The organism is Leptothrix sp. (in: b-proteobacteria) (genome assembly GCF_965250675.1).
Lineage (GTDB): Bacteria > Pseudomonadota > Gammaproteobacteria > Burkholderiales > Burkholderiaceae_C > Sphaerotilus.
Genome location: NZ_CBDFPH010000008.1, coordinates 284,127 through 303,461, shown reverse-complemented (window position 1 = coordinate 303,461; position 19,335 = coordinate 284,127). Strand labels below are relative to the sequence as shown.

Sequence of the window (19,335 nt, the reverse complement as noted above, 5' to 3'; positions counted from 1 at the left end):
GTCTGTGCGTCAACGGATGGCCCTTCAGCGCGGGTCCGTCAGAATCGGCGCCATCTTGTCCCCTCTGGCCTCATCAGCGAGCACCACTTCCATGCGTCAACTCTCCCCCGCCGGTCTGGAGACCCTCAGCGACATCGCCCGGCGGCACGGCTTCAGCCTCGACGCCACGCGCAGCATGCTCGACGCCGTCATCAACGGCAACGGCGGCATGGCGCAGTTCAACCACCCCGAGTTCTCCGGCTCCGGCCAGTGGATGCGCGGCGGCATGACCATGGTGTCGGACATGTTCAACAACTACCTCAAGGGCCGCGTCGACGCGCTGTGCTCGGAGCTGTCCAACCTGATCTACCAGAGCGGCGACAGCCTGTTCGTGCCGCAGCCGCACGGCGCGCCCGGTCAATCAGGCGACTGGTGGCCGGCCGACCTGCGCTGGCCCAACAGCACCGGCGCGCAGAACAACGTGCGCTACGCCTACTTCGCCCAGGCGCACCGGCTGGTGATCGACCTGGGCGGCAACGTCACCGTCTACGACACGCTCGACCACCAGATCGGCGGCTTCTCGCAGGCGCAGTCGGTCGGCGGCACGCTGGGCTTCAGCAGCCAGTACGGGCTGATCGACGTGGCCAGCCTGCCGGTGGTGTCGGTCAACGGCGCACCGGTGAGGGCGCCGACGCCGATTTCTGCGCCGGCACAGACTTTCAACACCGCCTCCGTCTCGTACCCGCAAGACCTCGCGCCGCCGGCCTTCCAGAACTCCTCCAGCGGCAGCCAGGACGTCTTCGCCACGATCGAGAAGCTCGCCGACCTGCGCGCCAAAGGCATCCTCAGCGACGACGAGTTCGCCGCCAAGAAGGCCGAACTGCTCAGCCGGCTCTGAGACAGCCCGGGCGCCGATCGACTTTTCAACAAAGTTATCCACAACATGCGCCCGCGCTGCGCCCACTGCCTGCGCCCGGCGCGCACCTGCATCTGCCACTGGCTGCGCGCCACGCCCAATGAGGTTGAGGTGCTGATCCTCCAGCACCCGCTGGAAGCCGATCAGGCCAAGGGCAGCGCCCGACTGCTGCACCTGAGCCTGCAGCACAGCCGGCTCGAAGTGGGCGAAACCTTTGCCGACGAGGCCCTGGCCGCCTGGCTGGGACCAAACGACGGCCCGAACAGCGGCAGGACCGCGCTGCTCTACCCCATCACCGAATCCGCGCCCGGCCCGCTGGCCGATCCCGCGCAGCCCCCGCGCCGCCTGGTCGTGCTGGACGCCACCTGGCGCAAAAGCCTGCGCATGCTGTGCCTCAACCCGCGCCTGCTGGCACTGCCGCGCTGGCCGCTGCGCGATCCGCCTGCGTCCGCCTACGCCGCGCTGCGCCGCGCCCACCGCCCGGATCAGCTCTCCACGCTGGAAGCCACCTGCCTGGCGCTGCAGCAGCTGGAGCCGGCCCGTGCGGCGCGTTATGAGCCGCTGCTGGAGGCGTTTGAGGGTTTTGTGGCGGAGGCGGCGAGGCGGGTGCCTGGGGTGGGCTGATTGAAAAATTTCTTGCGTGTTCCCAGCAATTGCGAATGCCCAACGCAAGAACAAGCAGGTTTTCGGGTCTTTTTCTCAGAGAACATCACTCACCAGCACCCCAAAATGAAAGTTCAGGTTACCTTCATCGTATGAAGCTTAAGCACACCATGTCGTCATTGCCATGAAAATTTTTCAACTGACACTGCTGCTACTTATCAGTGTGTCCAGCCACGCCAATGCGACCGATACACAGCCATTGCACCGCACTCAGGCAACACAGGACCGGGCCTCTTTTTCAGATCTGTTACACCCTGCATCCACCGCGCCTTGGGCGTATAACGCTCACGCAGTGCCACCTCAGTTGAAGCAGAGCGTCGGAATCAACTCCGGTGCAGACCACCCCAGCAGCCTGTTGCTCGCCGGGTTAGCAGCACTAGGTTTCATCGCTCGGCGGCGCCAGAGCACTACAGGTTGAATCAGGCTCGCCAAAAAACGTGAGATCAAGGCAACACCTATAGATTGCCCCTCGGACGTTCGTCGTCTTTAAGACGAGCTACGCCAAATCACCAACGGCCACGCAGATGATCAATACCCCCTTATTCGCGGGGTGTCAGAAATCAAGAACGCGATAAGAATCAGCCTAGCGGCTAGCTTGGCACACCTCATCAATGATCACACGCAAAAAAATCACGGGGCAATTTATGTCAACACGCGCACTGCCTCGTATTATGGTGACCGGAGCTGCTGGCTATATCGGATCAGTATTGGTACATCAATTATTAAATGCCGGCTATAGCGTACTAGCAGTTGATTTGATGCACTTTGGCGAAGAGGTTCTAGCCCCGTTTACAACACATCCGAGATTCAGTCTGCTGCGATCAGATGTGGTGGCGCTGCAGCCGGTTCATCTTCAGCATGTCGATGCAATTGTTGATTTGGCAGCCATCTCTAATGACCCCTCAGCCGAGCTCGACCCTGCGCTCACCGAGCGTGTTAACCATCGTGCTCGCGTTCGCCTAGCTTTTCTGGCCAATGCGTGCAAAGTACAGCATCATGTGCTGGTCAGCAGTTGCTCAGTTTATGGGCAAGCAGCCAGTGACGAGGTAGATGAGCTGACACCTCCCCACCCGCTGACAGCCTATGCACGCGCAGGGGTCAGTGCCGAACAAGGTGTTCTGGAACAAGTAGTTCATGGCCTGTGCGCCACTGTCTTGCGCCTTGGCACGGTCTATGGTGCGTCACGCCGCATGCGATTTGATCTTGTGGTTAACACCATGACCTTATCAGCGGTGCGCCAACGTCAGATTACCTTACACGGTGGCGGCATCCAGTGGCGGCCTCATGTGCATGTCGCCGATGTGGCGCGCGCCATCATCACAACGCTTCAAGCAGATCGTACAAAAGTTAGAGGGCAGATATTCAACATCGGGCAAAGCAATGTGCGTATCTGTGATGTGGCGGATGTGGTGCGACAGAGCGTTCAAAAAACACTGGGTGACCGCGTCACCATCAAAACTGACGGCCACGATCCTGATCGGCGCGACTACCGTGTGAGTTTCAGAAAAGCAACGGATGTTCTAGGCTGGTCGCCACAATCGACTATAGCGCAAGCCTCGTTGCAAATTTCTCAGCAACTGAAAGATGGCATGCTAGTAGACGAACCACATACCTACACCACGGCTTGGTACAAGCACGTGATCGCACAGGGATTCAAGAGCCCTCAGAATGATCCTGAACGTACCAGTAGGATTCAGTCTGCCACAGCGTTTTTTAATGCCTGAACAACCTGATTTACCTGCTCATCGCAGATACTGGTGAAGAACGGCAGCGTCAGAACCCGTGCAGATGCATCATCAGTCACCGGCAAAGCACGTGTTGTATACCGGCGAAAGTGAGTCTGCCGATGTACAGGCGGTGAAAAATAAGCGCGTGTCTCTACTCCTTGAACCTGCAGTCTAGCAACGATCTCCGTACGACGCAGGGCTTGATCGGCATGCAGAAAAATATTGAAATCTTTCCAAGTAGGAAAAACTGTTGCAGGCAATGGTGAAAAGCTGATGCCCGGCACTTGCTTAGCCAGCAAAGCGCGATAACGCGCAGCCTTGTGCTGACGTTGCACGAGCACTGAGTCTAGACGCGTAATGTTGATGCAACCGATAGCGGCGTGCAATTCTGAAAACTTGCCGTTGAGTCCCATCTCTGTAGCGTTGTATGCGCTGGCAACGCCATAGTTACGCATAGTACGCAACTTTTCAATTAATGCTGCATTTTTCGTGGTGATTAGTCCACCTTCGCCACAAACAAGAACCTTCGTAACAGAAAGAGAAAACACCTCTGCATCGCCAAAATTACCAGCCTTAATACCGTTGCGTTCAGCACCAAATGCATGCGCGGCATCAAATATCAACGCAATTTTTTGCCCTGCTTTTGATTCAGCTTGGCGCACAACAGCAGCAATTGCTTCAATATCGCACACGACACCATGGACATGAACACCCACCACAGCTACCACGCTTGGAGTACGTTCCAATATTTTTGCTAAATCATCAGGACAAATCGTCAGATCAGCTCTCACCTCCGCAAAAACTGGGATAGCACCAAGATAAAGAAGCGCCTGTGCTGTCGCAGTAAAAGTATAACTCGGTAAGATCACCTCCGATCCTGGCCCAACTCCTAAAGCTTGCAGCGTCAAAATCAGCGCGACAGTACCTGATGACACAGAAACAGCGTAACACCCGCTTCCAAGCCGTTCAGATACGAGCGCCTCAAACTGAGCAGAATATCGACCGAAATTGGTAAGGCGCCCGCTGGATATTGCATCTTCCAGCATAGGGGCAATTTCAGCATACAGCGGTAAATCAGGCTTTACCAGTGGTATCTTCAATGGAAAAACCGACACATTTGATCCCGAATCTATACTGTTTTTTCCGCATCACGCGGCAGGAACTTTATCAAAAGTTCCTCATATTGATCGATGATTTTTGGCCAAGTGAACTGGGCCTCAAACCTAGAGTAACTTTCAATACGCATCGCTGCGAGCGCCTCAGGGTCGGACAACAAGGCTTCTAAGACACGCCTAAAACCGTCAGCATCAGTAAAATATCGTGCACCAGTCCCCGCTACCCAACGGGTAAAACGATTGTCATGCGATATCACTGCGTTGCCAGCACCCAACGCCTCCACCAAAGAAGGATTGGTTCCGCCCACTTGATGCCCGTGGACATAAGCCACACTGTACTTTCTCAGGGCATGCAACGTCGGTTTATCATAAATTGCTCCTACAAACTTCACTTCAGAGCTTGCCGCCGCACGTACGGAGCAATGATATGAATTGCTTTCGTAATAATTCCCAAGAAGCACCAAATCAACACCGCGGGCTTTGCGAGAAAAACCCTCAACCACTTCGAGAATAGAATTTTCCGGCTCTGGTCGGGCAATTAAAGTCAAATATTTACCGGGCGTCAAATCAAACTTTGATAACAGCTCAACAGAAACGGAGCCGATAGCATCAGCGCCATACGCAATAGTAGTAATTTTTTCTGCCCTCACACGCGAAGACAGATGACGTTTTATTTCCGGGTGATCTGCAACCAAATGACTTCCTAACCAGCATCCGACCCAATCATTCAGCCAAAACCAAGCCTTAGCGATTTTCCCCCATTTAGCGCGCGACCACTCTATACCATCCATATTAATTATATTTGGTATGTTTTTCAACCTAAGCCAAACACAAAAAACGGCAGTATTATAACCCAGAGTCAAACATAAATCACCACACTTGGACGCATGCATGACTGTCTTCCAATCAAAAACAATAGAACTGATTGAACCTTCACCAAGCACAGGTATATGTATTCGTTCAACACCTTGCCATTCATCTTCAGAAATTGGGCCAATGCCTTTATCTTGACAGTAAACAATAACACGCCATCCACGCTTAACGAGAGCGAGCGATAAACATTCAGCAAAAGTTTCAAATCCCCCGTGCGAAGCAGGTATACCACGAGTACCAAGAATTCTTAAGGTTCTTTTTTTCAAGGTCAACCCTAACAAAACAAAAATTTATTTAATTTCATACCCATTTTGCGATAATTTTTTTATATCAACTTCAGCAGCTGTTGTCATTCCAAACCAAGTCCAATCAGAAGTAATAACTCTCAACCGGCCAATTGCCAAATCCCGGTTGGTTTTATAGTTATCCCAAGGTGCGGTTTTATTTAACCAGTAATCAGCACCAAAGCCAACTAACAAAGGGCTTTTAGCCACTTCGAATTTATCACCAGCCTTACTTAAGGCCCTAACTTCAGCCACAACTAATACACCACAAAAATCCAATTTTTTGACGTCGGCTCGCCCCGCGCCAGGCCAAAAATGAAAGGCCCTTCCCAAATCAAAACCCACAGTGGTCACACCCATTGAATTACCAAATACTCTTGGTAATTCATTGTAATTTTCAGAATAATCGGGCATGAATTGTCGTCCCTCGATGCCTCCATCCTGCACAAGAGACCATTCACGGCTTATTCCCTGACACGTAAATGTTTTGAATTTTCTAATCTGCACCAAAGAAGAATCACTAGCAGAATTTTCAGCCCAAAATATCTGACCCCATCCTGTTATTGCAGAGAACGAACCTGTATTATTACCTGCACCCAATCTAGGGTGGGTCGACCAATCATACGACTTTGGCACCCCCAAAGGGAACATTTCATGCCTATGATATTGATCTTTATAAATCTCCAAAAGCTTTGAAAGTGGAACATCAACAGAACCAGCATGACAGTAAAACCCCACCGATACAGCCCACAAACAAATTGCTCTACGCCCCAAATTAAGCATATATTATTTCAATAACTCAAAAAACACCAAGCTCAGCATATAGATTAACCATAGCTTGCTTGTAAGAGTCACGGCCAAACCTAGCGACAACATCAGTTCTGGCATTGAAACCCATTGCCTCTAGCACACGATCATCCATCACCGAAGCTTTTTCCAGAATATGACTCAAAGCGTCAGGCGAGCCACTTTCAAAAAGCCATCCTGTCTCATTATTTTTAACAAGCTCAGGAATACCTCCGATATCAGAACCAATCACAATTTTTCCAAGAGCCATACCCTCAAGAATACTCATAGGAGCATTCTCGTACCACTCAGAAGGCAAAACGACAGCTCTTGCACCCTGAATTATTTCACGTAACTCTTGCCCTGATTTATAACCCAGGAAAACAATATTTTCTTGGTAGCCAGATGCGATTTTTCGCAAAGCAACTTCTTCAGGCCCGGTTCCAACAATAAAAAGTTTTACATTTGCTTTGACAGCAGCTTTAATTAGAGTAGAGACTCCTTTTTCAGAAGAAAGTCGACCGAAATAAACAAAGTACTTCCCAACTCTATAATGAGGCACAAACATTTCTCTATCTACATAGTTCGGTATGTAAATAAGCTTCTCTCTACTCCAACCCCACTCAACAAGTTTTTCGAAGAAAAATTTACTTGGAACGACTATTCGGTCAACATAATTTTGATATGTTCTCAAAAACTTATGAAGACCGCTTTCCATCGCAACAATACTGCTAGCAGCCAACGAATTTTTTATACAACGATAACGGACTATATTAAAAATTGTACCTTCACGACAACGCTCACAAATACCATCATTGTTTAACATCTTATAAGCTGGGCAAGCAATTTTCAAATCATGCGCAGTCAAGACAACTCGAACTCCAGCATCGGCCAATATCGGCAATATAGAGGGCGACAAATGATGATAAATACAGTGCAGATGAGCAACATTAAACTTATGATCTCTTAGTAGATTTAAGAGATTTTTTTGAGCCTCAAAAGAATAAATAACTTTCGAAGCCATTGCCATCTTTTTAACCAGGGAATAATTTTTTCCAAACTCAATCTCCTCTACAAAATATTTACTCCACGGTGTTTTTAAGTTATTTTCGTGGTGCATTGAAAAAAATCCAACATCCCACCCTATTTGACGCATGAGCTCAGCATGGTCAAAATAAACCGCATCACTACCGCCTCGGCGATAATGATAGTTATTGATATTCAATATACTTGGCAAAATTTACTTTCAAATAGCACCGCAACTGCGCCGCATTAATTTTTAAGAAAAATTATTCTAGAATTATTCCAATAGACACCCGCAACAAAATAAAATAATGACATCGCGATAAAATTATTAACCAAATTTTCAGAAAACAAATACAAAACAATTGCTAACAAGGGGACACACTCCCACCGACGACCACAAAAAAACACTATCGAACACATCATTCCAAGAAATGCAATAAATGCCAATCCGCCTAATTCAAATAAAAATTTGATGTAATCATTGTGCGGTACCAAATTAATATCTGACAGCAGGACCGAGGAACCAAATCCAAAACCGAAAAGCCATTCATACATGGAAGCATTAAAAAAAATGTCAGCCAAATTCAACCAATGTTTTAGCCGAAACAAAAAAGAAAGATCTGTTGTTTTTAATAGCAACACAAGCTCACCAAATGAAACCGTTCTTAAGTCAATTCGCCCATCCAAAATTAACCCAATACTATTAACAACCGGATAAATTCTGGAAAATACAAGTGCATCGCTCATGGCCAAATAAATTAGCATCACGCATGCCAAAGAAATGGCAACAATATAAAAATCTTTCTTCTTCCCAATACTTATCATTAACGATAAGAATATAGACAATAACACCCCTAACGTCCCAAAAACTACCCCTAGGAAAATATACGCCCCAAAACTTTTAATGGGTTTAAACGACAAAACCCCATACATAGCCACAATCATTAATGCATAAAATGCAGCGTTGTTTCTATTTTCGAATATTGATATTTCCTGAATGGAACTCAACGAAAATCCGGCACTAAAAATCTGAACAATCAAAACAATCAAAGGGATAAAAACCATCGACCAAAAAATTTTTTTTGCCGACTTCGTACTCCAAAGAGGAATCTGTCGCGTCGATTCAAATGCGACTCCGAAGAACAAGAACACAGGGGAAATTAATATTTTTAGTAAATCCGCATAAATAATACGCTGCGGATTTAGAGCAATACTGCAAGAAATTCCTGTCAAATATATAGCAAACAATACCACGAAAACTATAGGCTGCGAAGTTTTTTGACGCTTAAAAATAAACTTAATAAGCAATGCAAAAAATATTCCAACTGCAAAAATATTTGCTAAAGCCTTAATTAGGCCTGAATTTATCAACACAGCCAAACTCAGCAAGATCATATATCCAGAGAACATGCCGAGCAGGAAAATTGTCTCTTTTTCTATTCTATATTGCAAGGAAAATTCTTTATTACTATTATTGAACGTCATAACCCAACTCCAACCTTAACCACAATCAGAATCAGAATCAGAATCAGAATCAGAATCAGAATCAAATAACTCCTGATAACCTTTGGCATCATCGGAGAAAACTGCTTCAATCATAGAAATAGATCGCGCCCAATTAAATCTATTTTTTAAAATATCTCGACCGGCCACACCAATTCTTTTACGCGCGACTTCATCAGCAAGCAACAATATGGTTTTTTCGGCCAATTCTTGCTCAGTTTGACCTGTACAAACTAGGCCGTGCTCGCCAGATTGGAATTCCGGAATTCCATTAAATGTGGCAAGACCTCCAATGACAGGCACACCCGAAGCCATGGCTTCAATTGTTTTATTTATTAGTCCGTAGCCTTTAAATATAGGACTCCATGCTATGGACGCATGGCTGTAAATTTCTGTCAAATCATCAACATAAGGCTTATATTCAACATTTTTTGCGTTATTAAATAAATCCAACAACTCAGATGAGGCACCACGCCCAACAATTATAAACTTTACATCCGGATATTTCAGCGAAATAATTGGCCACACTGACACAACAAGCCAACGCACCGTATTAGAGTATTCGCCACTCAATTCGGCAACAAATATTATTCTCTTTTCAGTCGTAGCATCATCACACACCAAATCAAATAATTTATTATTTATACCATTCGGAATTAGTCGAATTTTTTTTGAAAAATCTTCGTCGACCAATGATTTCATTGCTTGCATGTCAGCGTCTGTTTGAAGAAAAATATTACTATATGGCAGAAGTAAATCTCTTTCAATTTTTCCAATTTTAGTCGCCCGAATACAATCAACTCGATTCTTGAAATAAGCTCGCAACCCTCTTGCTTCTGAAAAATGTCTATTTTTATATTCAGCCGCCGTGCAATCATTGATTGCAGCAATCATATTTATTTCATTTATATTCAACCCGTAAAGTTTTTGCGCTTGGCGCCACTTTGCAACCGCACTAATCGGAGACACCAATATGAAATTTGGCTTTTCTAAAATATTGTTACACACCCACTTTGGATTTTCCCATCCATGCTGAAACATTTCATTATAAAAAATTTCATTTATCATGCGCCGAATTTTTTTAACTCGGTTCAATTTTATAATTGAAAAACTACCAAACAATTCTATATTTTTTTCTAAAAAATCGGCTGACGGTAGTGCACAATCATCGACCAACAACAACAACCTAATTACGTAGTTACTCTTCAAGCCCATTAAATAATTATAAATAGGAAGCGTTATTCCATTTCTAGGTGGGTAAGGAAGTTGATCTACAACCATCCATACTATGGGCATCTCATGGTCACATACAAAATTATCAGGGATGTTCATACACAATAAATCCAAAAATTATCCTGGTCAGCAGCCTGCCTCAGCAGGCGACCTGACGACCGATTCCTTAGCTGGTTTACTGCGGACGACATCGACGAAGAGGCGCGCGACGAGGCCGCGCAAGTCGAATCGCCAGTTGAAGCGATAGGCGAAGGAGGCGAGGTAGCCGGCGGCGTACTTGCGGTAGTTCAGCGAATGGAAGGCTCCGGCCAACGTGGTGTTCAAATTGCCCAGCACGGTATTGACCCACTTGAACTCAGGCAGATCGCGCGGCTTGAGCGGGCCCACGACCATCGGCGTATGCAGACACCCGGCATCGGTCACGGCGGCGAAGCAACCCAGGCCATCACTGAGCACGCGGGTCTGCGGCGCCAAGTTAGCTTTGGCCCATTTGCTGATCGCATCCAGCGTGAAGCCGCTGACCAAGTGGAGCTTGAGGTACATCGGATGCACCTGCTCGTTGAGCGAGACGGCGACCACGAAGGGCACCTTGTTCTCGGAGCCCCGGCCGGCCTTGCCGCCAGCACGCTCGCCACCGAGATAAGCGTCGTCGAGCTGAACGCTGCCGCTCAGGCGGTGGGTGCTGTCACGCTGGGCCATGGCCTGGTTGATCTTCTGGTGCATCAGCCACGCGGTGGGGTAGCTCACCCAGAGCTGACGCTTGAGCGCCAGGGACGACAGGCCGGTCTTTGCTTGGCTGATGAGGTAGAGCGCCAGGAACCAGGTCGTCAGCGGCAGCTTGGTGTATTCCATCAGGCTGCCCGCCGTCAGCGACGTCTGATGCCGGCAACCCTTGCACTGGAACAGCTTGCGGGCCCCGTGGCCAACCACGTAGTGATCGGCCGAGTCACAGCGCGGACAGCGAAAGCCCTGCGGCCAGCGCGCAATTCGCACTGCCTCAGCGCATTGCTCCTCTGTGCCGAAGCTGCTCATGAACTCGGGGATCGACATGCCGTGCTGGAACTGGATTGGGTTGAAAGCCATGGGGTCGCTCCGTGATGAAACAAACCCAGGTTACGGCCGCACTGGCTCATGGGGGGAGCCTGCTGAGGCAGGCTACGAATTAGGAAATTAAATTCCCGTTAAAAATAGAAAGCACATTTTAATTCTAAAGATATTTTTTCTTAAAGTAAAAAATTTTATCTCTAAATTTTGAACGCAAGGAATTCGCAGGCATTGAATAACTCAAAATCTCCCCACCAGCATATTGCACCAATGAAGCCAATCTCTTTTCATGAAGAATGGATCCAGTCTTTCCCCGCACAATAGATTTATCGATATTACGAACACCAACATGCTCGCTCCAACTATAAATATTTTCACGAGGCACCATCCAATTTTTAATGTATTCCCTCATATCACCTCCAATAATTTTTGGGAAACCTAAGTTTTCCCCATCAAAAGTCACACTTTGAAACAATTCTTCATCATAGATTTTTTTATTTATCGCGCAAATTGCTGCGAAGTTTAAATAAAAAATATTTGTGCGCACCCACTGCTCAAGTTTCCGCTCATACATTGTCATCGGACGTGCAGGCAACTCTACTTTACCGATCAATACAGGCACTGATGACACACAATACTCTCCAATTAGCCCTATAATATTTATTATATCATCGTCATAAAGAGGGTAATTTATTGATGCCGTATCATTTATAATAATGACGCCGTCATTAAATAGCTCATTCTCTATGCAGTCAAGACCAAGCTGATAGGCGCCAAACTCCCAACCTTCCCCGCAGTACGAGATAACCTTAGATTTATTAAGTCCATCCAAATTTAAATTGGATTTAATAGAACTATTCTGAACAACTATTGAAGATGAACCTGGAAACTCAAAGCAAAGCTTACGCATGAGCGAAAAAAATCGCTTGCTATTGTCTTCATAAAAATGATACCCAATTACAACCATAACATAAATATATTATATTATATTATTAATTTAAACTTAGTGATCAACTCTAACCGAAAACCCGAACTGATAACATCTTGAATCAGCACCAAATGCTACTGTCATAAGCATAAAAAACAAACTACGGAATAATTTTTTCGCCGTCGAACTGTTAATAGATAGGCGGTTAATTCCATGAAATTTAATTATTTTTAATCCACGCGACTCAAGAGAGTTTTTAAAGCTTATTTCCGTAAAAAATCTCAAATGAGTTTTATCAAGAATTCCTTCATCTTCATAGCGCCATTCTTTTTTCACCAACAGAGAATAAATATTTTCTATGTATCTAACGTTTGGAATAGATCCAATCAAAACCCCGCCCGGGTTTATTTTTGAGACAATTTCGCTTAAAAACTTTTCGTGATCAACCATATGCTCAATGACATCATTACATATGACGACATCAAAATTTTTTTCAGGGATTAATCCTTGAACCTGCTCAAATGTTCCGATCAAAACTCGTGTCAGGCTCTTGATTGCTACTTGAGCCGCATTAATCTCAGGTTCAACCCCCCAATACTCACAATCGAATCCGATATTTTTTCTGAACTGACCCGTACCACAGCCAATTTCAAGAATGGATTTGACATTTTCAGGAAGAAAATCCACCATTTCAGGACGGGATTTTTTATAATAGACAGGCAACTCACAAAGAGATTTCATATTTTACTCCAGCCTCGATTTAATTTATTGGTTAGCTCAACGACTCCAAGCGAAACCAACTCAAAAGCATTTGTTTCCAAGCTCAATATGGCTTCACGGGGCCACTTCCAATTGTTATAAATCAGCTGAACAATTCCTTGTGATATAACAGCAGCCGCTATTCCAAAATCTGAAAACTGCATTAGTAAAAAACTCAAGAGTACAACTCCGAATCCTGATGCCAGTGATGCCCACAAGAATGGAATGCGATTAAACGTTGTTAAGAAAGCTGCGCTAATTGAATGCACCATCTCCAGAAAATAAACCAAGATCGCCAATATCAATAATGGGAAGTCGAGCAACTGTGTTTTATTTGTTATGTAATTTAATACGATAATTCCTGGTCCAATCACAAACAAGGCCCCCGCCACATAAAATGTGGCAGCACTGATGATTGATGCAGCGAATATATTTTTTAACTCATTAATATGTCCAGCCATTTGTAAAGCGATCATGTGTGGCATTTTCAGCCCATTAAAAATGGTGGCCATTGAACTAAGCAGGCTCAAAATTTGCAGCGTCAATCCGTAGCTAGCTATAGCTGACAAATCGCAGAACAAGCTTGCGACAAATAAATTACCTCGTAAGAGAAGAAAAGAACCAATCTGTACTATGCCAAGGCGCCATGCGCTTAACCATAACGGTCTGATTTGTGTCATAGATTTTTTTTGATCGATCCGTGACTCCGGATGAGTCAATGAAAGATATGCTTTTTTGATACAAATTCGATAATAAATCATAGAGAGCATATAACATACGGCTGCACCTAATAAACCAAAACCTGAGATCAATGCAACTACAGTTCCCGTCACCATCAATATCTTGCTATGAGCCAATATTTTATTGGCTACTGTTATTTGATTTCTGCCTTGCAAGAAACCACTATACACACCTCCGCCAAATGAGATAACAGCCCCGGCTGCATAAAAAATCCACGGTAGCAATATTGAAAATCTACCGATACTATTATGTGGCAAGCTCGTCAGGTAAAAACTGCCGCCCACTACAAGAACAATAGCGACAGCCACTGACAAGATCAGGTAACAAAAGTAAGCCGAAAAAAATAAATCGCCCAATAAATCCACATTGAGCGACTTATTTTTACTTATGCTTGGCAAGCCTTGTGCCTGAATTGTCGACGCCCCAGCGTACACATATGAAACTTGACGTGCAATTGTTGGCTGCAGCCCAAGTTCCATCAATTGAGAAATTCCTGCCAGAGATATGAATAAATACCAAAGACCCATTTCTTCGCCACTAAAATAACGAAGAGTGCACGGCAGGAGTATAAGAGCAGCCCCAGAATTAAGAAGTTGGGCGCTATACGCCCAAGTAAAATCCTTATAATTCATTTAAATGAAGATATAAGTGGCATTTTATCGTTTCCCTATCAACCAATCTCTAGTGCCACCCTCAACCGCAGATATTAAATCTATAGCGAAATCATTTTGATACTTAAATGCATTTTTAGTATCAAAGTCAATTGAAGAAATTCGAAACAGCAGTCCATCTGGTATTTGTCTTTTTACACCATACTCGAGCTCAATCAATCGCTTGTCTAGGCCACCTAAAGAAACTTTATTTCCAATTGTAGTCCAATATGTTACCGGCTCATAACGCTTCTGATTAAGCTTGGTTTCAAGTCTTCTTATTGGTATCGTTCCCTGCACAGTACTCAATAGATCCGAATTATTGGATAGGACACTGAAGCCCTGCGCTGGATAACATACTTCAGGATAATGCACAGCCATGTCGGAACGCTGATCTTCGCCATAGGCGAGTGACAACATTACCACATCACCTCTCGAATTCACATAACTCCGCATTAATAGTTGAGTGTATATATTTTTGAGATTTTCCGTGGTTTGTGGATTAGGCACAACCATGTTGGACACGGGCAACATTCTCCATTGCCCAAATCTTTTTGGAATAACATCTTCCAACAATAGCCCAGCTCGCAGGTCAGCCATTTTATAAATAGGCTTGGCCATAGGCGTCAGAATTGACGTGACACACATTGCCAAAAAAATTACAACAGAATTCAATATTGATATTTTTTTCATAATTTAACAATACCAGACCGGCTAGAAATCAGCATACGAATGCTGGCATCAGCCCCAATCGTCAGCAGTAATGCGGCCATAAATAATACTATGCCTGCAAAATCGTGAACGAACCCTTGTCCAGCCGCATCTCCATAGTGATACGTTACAAGCGTAAGAACGACCACGCGAATCACATTTGCCGCAAAACTAATTGGGATGATTAACATTGCAAGCGATATGTTTCGTGCAGGACTCTCATATTTAATCATATTAAGATAAAGCAACCCCAGCGCCTCTAATGTAAAAAGCGTCTGTAGGCCAGCACAAGCATCTGCCACCAGCAATTGATACTGCCCCACCTGTAAAATAACGCCAGTACGACTTATTGGATAACCTGCCGTATGAAGAATCGCCTCAGCCACGAATGACACTGCCAACTTTAAAGGCTGAGTCAGCGAATCTATAATAAACCCAGGCAGAGGAATCATAAATATCATGAAAAACAAGGCAAACCAAATTAACTTAACCGCTTGTACACCTCGCAATATCAAGAGAACTGCAATTAACAGCCAAAGGAGTGCTCCGACTTCCGCCATCTGAATAGCTTGTGACCGTCCGAAAAAATAAAGCAAAAGCCCGAAGACAAGAAAAAACCATCCGATGGTCCGCTGAGGTTGCTCAGGTAAAGCTAGTAAATTGGGCCATGCGCGCCAAATAAGCCACAAGCTGATGCAGAGCACGACGGGACCTTGTCCTTGCTGATCAGTACGCCAGAGTCCATGGAATAGATCCCAAAAAGTGGGCACATACATGGCAAGAAGCCCCATGCCGACCATCAACCATGGCAACAGGGATGTGTTGGGCGGTTTTGGGGCAGAGAACAACGGCAGTGTCGGATCACCCTCAGACAACGTGGTCTGTGATAACGGATCAGTAGAGACTTGAATCACGGTTCGCAGCAGTCAAGATGGAAGGTTCAATAGATCTGGGCCTAACAACCTTGACCACCCATCACCCCTGAATGGGGTGACATGCTGTCTTGCTGTGCAAGAGTTGGCGTCAACGCTGCATTGACCCGTTCAGGCTTACTGACGGTTGATAGCTTTACTGCAGATGCTCGTCAGAGCTCGTTGATGATCACACCCGCCAATTTCGCACCGCTGGCAGCCACGGTGGCAACCAACTCGTTGAGCTGATTAATGCGGGTTTTGTTCTTACGCGCCAGAGCAAGCGCGGCGCCACATTTGCTGGCAATTACAGTGGCATCACTACCGTATTGACTAGCAGGGGTATCAACGATGACGTGATCGAACTTCCCAACCAGTTCACCCATCAGCAGGCGAAAAGCAGGACGCTCCAGCAGTTCCAGCGGGTTAGGCGGTGTAACCCCAACCGGCATGACGTAAAGGCTGGGGATATCTGGCGCTTGGTAAATGACGTTATCTTCTTGCCTCCCACTGAGGATGCTACTCAGACCGGTCGTGTTGGGCACACCAAAGACTTCATGCAAGCGCGGGCCGCGCAAATCAGCATCAACCACCAAGATGCGGCCGCCCAGTTGAGCCAGCACAATGCCGAGGTTCGCCACGAAGAAGGTCTTGCCATCTCCTGCGTCAGGGCTGATAACGGCCAGCGCACGGCGCGGCTCCTCTGGGTTAAAAACCCTCATCATCAACTGGCTGCGAATAGCGCGGAAGGCTTCCGCCTGCTTGCTAAAGGGTTGCGCCGCAACGATCAACTCAGGACGAGTGGTGCGGCGCTCTTCAGGGGTATAAGGGTAGTGAAATTGCTGACTGAGTGCAAAGACGATGTCGGTATTGCTGGCTAGACCCAGTGCCACAGCAGCCTCACCGAAGCGCATGCCGCTAGAGCGCTGCTGCTCAAGTATGGCGTCGACCTGTGCTTCTGAGAGATTTTTAGTCTGACGAATGATGTCGCCAATGCTGCGGTCTTGCTCACCCGATGAATGCACATCGTCCGCGCTGTGGACCAGCGTCGGTCCATTATTCGGTGTGCGGATCTTACGGTTGGTAAAGTTCATGGAGGACTCCGGATCAGGCAGCACGATGTGTCAGCAATGGCGAAGGCAGTTACGCACATCAGGCACCAGGACGAGGCAAACGCGCAAGCATGTTGCTCGGCAACACCATAGCCGTCCCACTATTGCCAAAACCTGAGCGCATGGGCTTGGGCAAACTGCCCAGCAAGGGCAGGTCAAGCGCTTCGATCAAGTCTTCTGGGGAGCGGACGCGACGGTCCACCAATTCACGCATCAAGGCAAACCCGATGGCCAGCAATGCTCCCAAGAATATGCTCAGCAGCGTATTCAGAAATATTTTGGGCGAAGAAGGCGTGGCAGGCTCCGTAGCTGGCGTTAGTATGGAGATATTGGTCTGCGTGTTCTGACTCTCCAGATTGGTCTGGCTGGCGCGAGCCACGACTTGGTCATAGGCACGTTGAGCAGTTTCAACTTCTTTGATCAGAACCATGGCTTGATCTCGTTGCTGCTTGAGGGCTAGTACCTTGGCACGCTGGGACTCCAAGGCGCCGCGTACTTCGGCTTCCCGCTGCTTGTTGATGGTGTTGTTGATACCCACGCTACCGCTCACGCGACGCGTCTCGCTCTCGATGCGCTGACGCAATTCGGCAATATTGGCCTTGAGTTCGAGCACTTGCGGATGTGCGTCACCCAGACGGGCACTCAATTCCTGAAGACGAGCATCTTGACGTGACACATCGCTCCGCAGACCAGCCACTACGGGGTTATTAATGACGTCTTGCAGTTGATCGGCTTGGTTGCGGGCTTGGTTGCTACGACTGGTCGATTCCGCAGAGAGTGCTTGCAGCGCAACCAACTGGGAACTCAGCTCGTTGAGACGCTGGCTTTCAATATCGAAGCGTTCATCAGTTGCCAGTATGCCGCTAGTCTTTTGATACGCAGTAAGCTTGGCTTGGGATTGCTCAAGTGCCTCGCGCAACTCTTTGCCGCGGGCATCAAAAAACTCGTTGTACTGCTTGGCAGGCGCTACGCGCAGACCAATGCTGACATCCATGTAGGAGCGCACAAAAGCGTTTGCCAAAGCAGCGGCAAACCGCGGGTCAGGACTTGTATAGTTGACGTTGATGACGTTACTCTCGCGCGAAGGCTTGACGTCGAGTTTCTTCTTGATAAGTTCAGCCAGCCAAGCTTCGAAGCTGCCACGACCTTCAGTCTCATCAAGCCACTTCTGTCGGGTTATGGCATCTTCCGTGAGACGCAGGCCTTGCACCACACGCTGGGCAACACGATCGCTCTGAAAAATATCCACTTGCGTAGCCATATAGGCAGGCATAGCCATGGCCCCTAACACCATGCCGGCAATCGGATCGGGCGAGCGTACATCGAGCACCACGGCGGCGCTAGCTGTGTAATTTTTTGGCAGCAACAGACTGACGCCCAGTGTGGCACCCACAGTGAATACAAGCACCAGAAAAGCGGAGATCCAGCGCGCCTTGAGGATCGACAAAAATTGGGAAAAGGTCATGACATCGGCCTCAGGGCGGTGAAAAACAGGGCACGCGCAGCAGGGTTAGAACAGACTTTCGCGTACGTAAACCACATCGCCTTCCCGCAACGTGTCTGTCAGCGCAGGCTCGAGTTCCTGCACCGTAGCACCATTACGGCGATGCACCTTGATCCCTTTGGCGGTGCCTCGCTGACTGACGCCACCACCAGACGCCAAAGCCTGCATGAGGGTCATCCCACGTTCAAGACGAAAGCTGCCAGGGCGCTGCACCTCGCCATAGATATAGGCCAGAGGCATTCGCTCCACATAAAGCGTATCGCCGTTGAGCATCACCGGATCTTGTTCACTGCCACCTCGCGTCAACAAAGCCCCAATATCGATACTGTGATAAACAAGCTTGCCATCGCGAATCCCTGAGTGAGTCACGATGTCACTGCCACCTGGCGCAACACCACCGGCTGTCGCCAACAACTCAGACAGACGCATGCCGCTGACTTCGATGGGAAAACGCCCGGGCCGATTGACCATACCAAGAACTGATGCCTGATTGCCACGCACCTGAAGCAGCAAGACACTGACCTGTGGTTGGCGCAGGTAATTACCCTTACGCAAGCCGTCTGCCAAGGACAGTTCAGCCTGTGCCACGCTCAGGCCGCCCAGCGTAACGGTTCCAAGCAGCGGATAACTGATGGTGCCGTTCTCGGAAACACGGGTCTCCAGCGTGAGGTCAGGGCTTTGATACACGCTGATACGCAGCATGTCACCCGAACCGATCACGTAATCCAGCTTGGTAGATTGAGCGCGCGCAGGCCCTGGCATGACAACCAACCAAGACGACAAACACAGCAACATCCAACTCAAGACATACCTCAGACGCTCAAGTGAAGCATGTGGCAAAAAAGCAGCGTGACTCATATGGGCGGTATC

The 19,335-nt window shown here is 47.5% G+C and carries 19 protein-coding genes; 4 read left to right on the top strand and 15 right to left on the bottom strand.

Annotated elements, in window-relative coordinates:
* The first annotated feature begins 91 nt into the window (after positions 1–91).
* From AC5IG3_RS10590 to AC5IG3_RS10575, 4 genes are all read left to right on the top strand, one after another.
* The gene (locus AC5IG3_RS10590) at positions 92–877 is read left to right on the top strand and encodes an SHOCT domain-containing protein (protein WP_491906269.1); all 786 of its coding nucleotides are present in this window, start codon (positions 92–94) and stop codon (positions 875–877) included.
* 45 nt (positions 878–922) lie between these two features.
* A complete protein-coding gene (locus AC5IG3_RS10585) occupies positions 923–1,519 on the top strand; it encodes a tRNA-uridine aminocarboxypropyltransferase (protein ID WP_491906268.1) in 597 nt (198 codons plus the stop codon).
* A gap of 163 nt (positions 1,520–1,682) precedes the next feature.
* The gene (locus tag AC5IG3_RS10580) at positions 1,683–1,976 is read left to right on the top strand and encodes a PEP-CTERM sorting domain-containing protein (protein ID WP_491906267.1); all 294 of its coding nucleotides are present in this window, start codon (positions 1,683–1,685) and stop codon (positions 1,974–1,976) included.
* A gap of 193 nt (positions 1,977–2,169) precedes the next feature.
* A complete protein-coding gene (locus tag AC5IG3_RS10575) occupies positions 2,170–3,282 on the top strand; it encodes an NAD-dependent epimerase/dehydratase family protein (protein ID WP_491906266.1) in 1,113 nt (370 codons plus the stop codon).
* Here the strand turns inward: AC5IG3_RS10575 and AC5IG3_RS10570 are convergent.
* From AC5IG3_RS10570 to epsE, 15 genes are all read right to left on the bottom strand, one after another.
* A complete protein-coding gene (locus AC5IG3_RS10570) occupies positions 3,252–4,400 on the bottom strand; it encodes a DegT/DnrJ/EryC1/StrS family aminotransferase (protein ID WP_491906265.1) in 1,149 nt (382 codons plus the stop codon). The two genes, AC5IG3_RS10575 and AC5IG3_RS10570, sit on opposite strands and share 31 nt — an antisense overlap.
* Positions 4,401–4,414: 14 nt before the next feature.
* On the bottom strand, positions 4,415–5,539 hold the full coding sequence (locus AC5IG3_RS10565) for a DUF1972 domain-containing protein (protein WP_491906264.1): 1,125 nt from the start codon (positions 5,537–5,539) through the stop codon (positions 4,415–4,417).
* Between the two features lie 24 nt (positions 5,540–5,563).
* Positions 5,564–6,340, bottom strand: a complete 777-nt coding sequence (locus AC5IG3_RS10560) for a hypothetical protein (protein WP_491906263.1) — start codon at positions 6,338–6,340, stop codon at positions 5,564–5,566.
* Between the two features lie 16 nt (positions 6,341–6,356).
* Positions 6,357–7,568: a glycosyltransferase family 4 protein gene (locus tag AC5IG3_RS10555; protein WP_491906262.1), complete on the bottom strand. Its 1,212-nt coding sequence runs from the start codon at positions 7,566–7,568 to the stop codon at positions 6,357–6,359.
* A gap of 47 nt (positions 7,569–7,615) precedes the next feature.
* The gene (locus AC5IG3_RS10550; RefSeq protein ID WP_491906261.1) at positions 7,616–8,854 is read right to left on the bottom strand and encodes a hypothetical protein; all 1,239 of its coding nucleotides are present in this window, start codon (positions 8,852–8,854) and stop codon (positions 7,616–7,618) included.
* 15 nt (positions 8,855–8,869) lie between these two features.
* Complete coding sequence (locus AC5IG3_RS10545; protein ID WP_491906260.1) at positions 8,870–10,204, bottom strand: glycosyltransferase family 4 protein; 1,335 nt, start codon at positions 10,202–10,204, stop codon at positions 8,870–8,872.
* A 27-nt stretch (positions 10,205–10,231) separates the two neighbouring features.
* Entirely contained in the window at positions 10,232–11,188 is a 957-nt protein-coding gene (locus tag AC5IG3_RS10540; RefSeq protein ID WP_491906259.1) for an IS1595 family transposase, read from the bottom strand.
* A 124-nt stretch (positions 11,189–11,312) separates the two neighbouring features.
* Positions 11,313–12,059: a hypothetical protein gene (locus tag AC5IG3_RS10535; protein WP_491906258.1), complete on the bottom strand. Its 747-nt coding sequence runs from the start codon at positions 12,057–12,059 to the stop codon at positions 11,313–11,315.
* Positions 12,060–12,152: 93 nt separating this feature from the next.
* Complete coding sequence (locus AC5IG3_RS10530; protein WP_491906257.1) at positions 12,153–12,818, bottom strand: class I SAM-dependent methyltransferase; 666 nt, start codon at positions 12,816–12,818, stop codon at positions 12,153–12,155.
* Positions 12,815–14,209 carry an O-unit flippase-like protein gene (gene wzx, locus AC5IG3_RS10525; RefSeq protein ID WP_491906256.1) on the bottom strand — a complete coding sequence of 465 codons (1,395 nt, stop codon included), beginning with the start codon at positions 14,207–14,209 and terminating at the stop codon, positions 12,815–12,817. The genes AC5IG3_RS10530 and wzx overlap by 4 nt, the downstream gene beginning before the upstream one ends.
* 24 nt (positions 14,210–14,233) lie before the next feature.
* Complete coding sequence (epsI, locus tag AC5IG3_RS10520) at positions 14,234–14,920, bottom strand: exosortase-associated protein EpsI, B-type (RefSeq protein ID WP_491906255.1); 687 nt, start codon at positions 14,918–14,920, stop codon at positions 14,234–14,236.
* Positions 14,917–15,852, bottom strand: a complete 936-nt coding sequence (gene xrtB, locus AC5IG3_RS10515; RefSeq protein WP_491906254.1) for an exosortase B — start codon at positions 15,850–15,852, stop codon at positions 14,917–14,919. The genes epsI and xrtB overlap by 4 nt, the downstream gene beginning before the upstream one ends.
* Positions 15,853–16,022: 170 nt before the next feature.
* Positions 16,023–16,943: a polysaccharide biosynthesis tyrosine autokinase gene (locus AC5IG3_RS10510; protein ID WP_491906253.1), complete on the bottom strand. Its 921-nt coding sequence runs from the start codon at positions 16,941–16,943 to the stop codon at positions 16,023–16,025.
* Positions 16,944–17,001: 58 nt separating this feature from the next.
* Positions 17,002–18,426, bottom strand: a complete 1,425-nt coding sequence (gene epsF / locus AC5IG3_RS10505; RefSeq protein ID WP_491906252.1) for a chain length determinant protein EpsF — start codon at positions 18,424–18,426, stop codon at positions 17,002–17,004.
* 45 nt (positions 18,427–18,471) lie between these two features.
* The gene (gene epsE / locus AC5IG3_RS10500) at positions 18,472–19,323 is read right to left on the bottom strand and encodes a polysaccharide export protein EpsE (protein WP_491906251.1); all 852 of its coding nucleotides are present in this window, start codon (positions 19,321–19,323) and stop codon (positions 18,472–18,474) included.
* Positions 19,324–19,335: the final 12 nt, after the last annotated feature.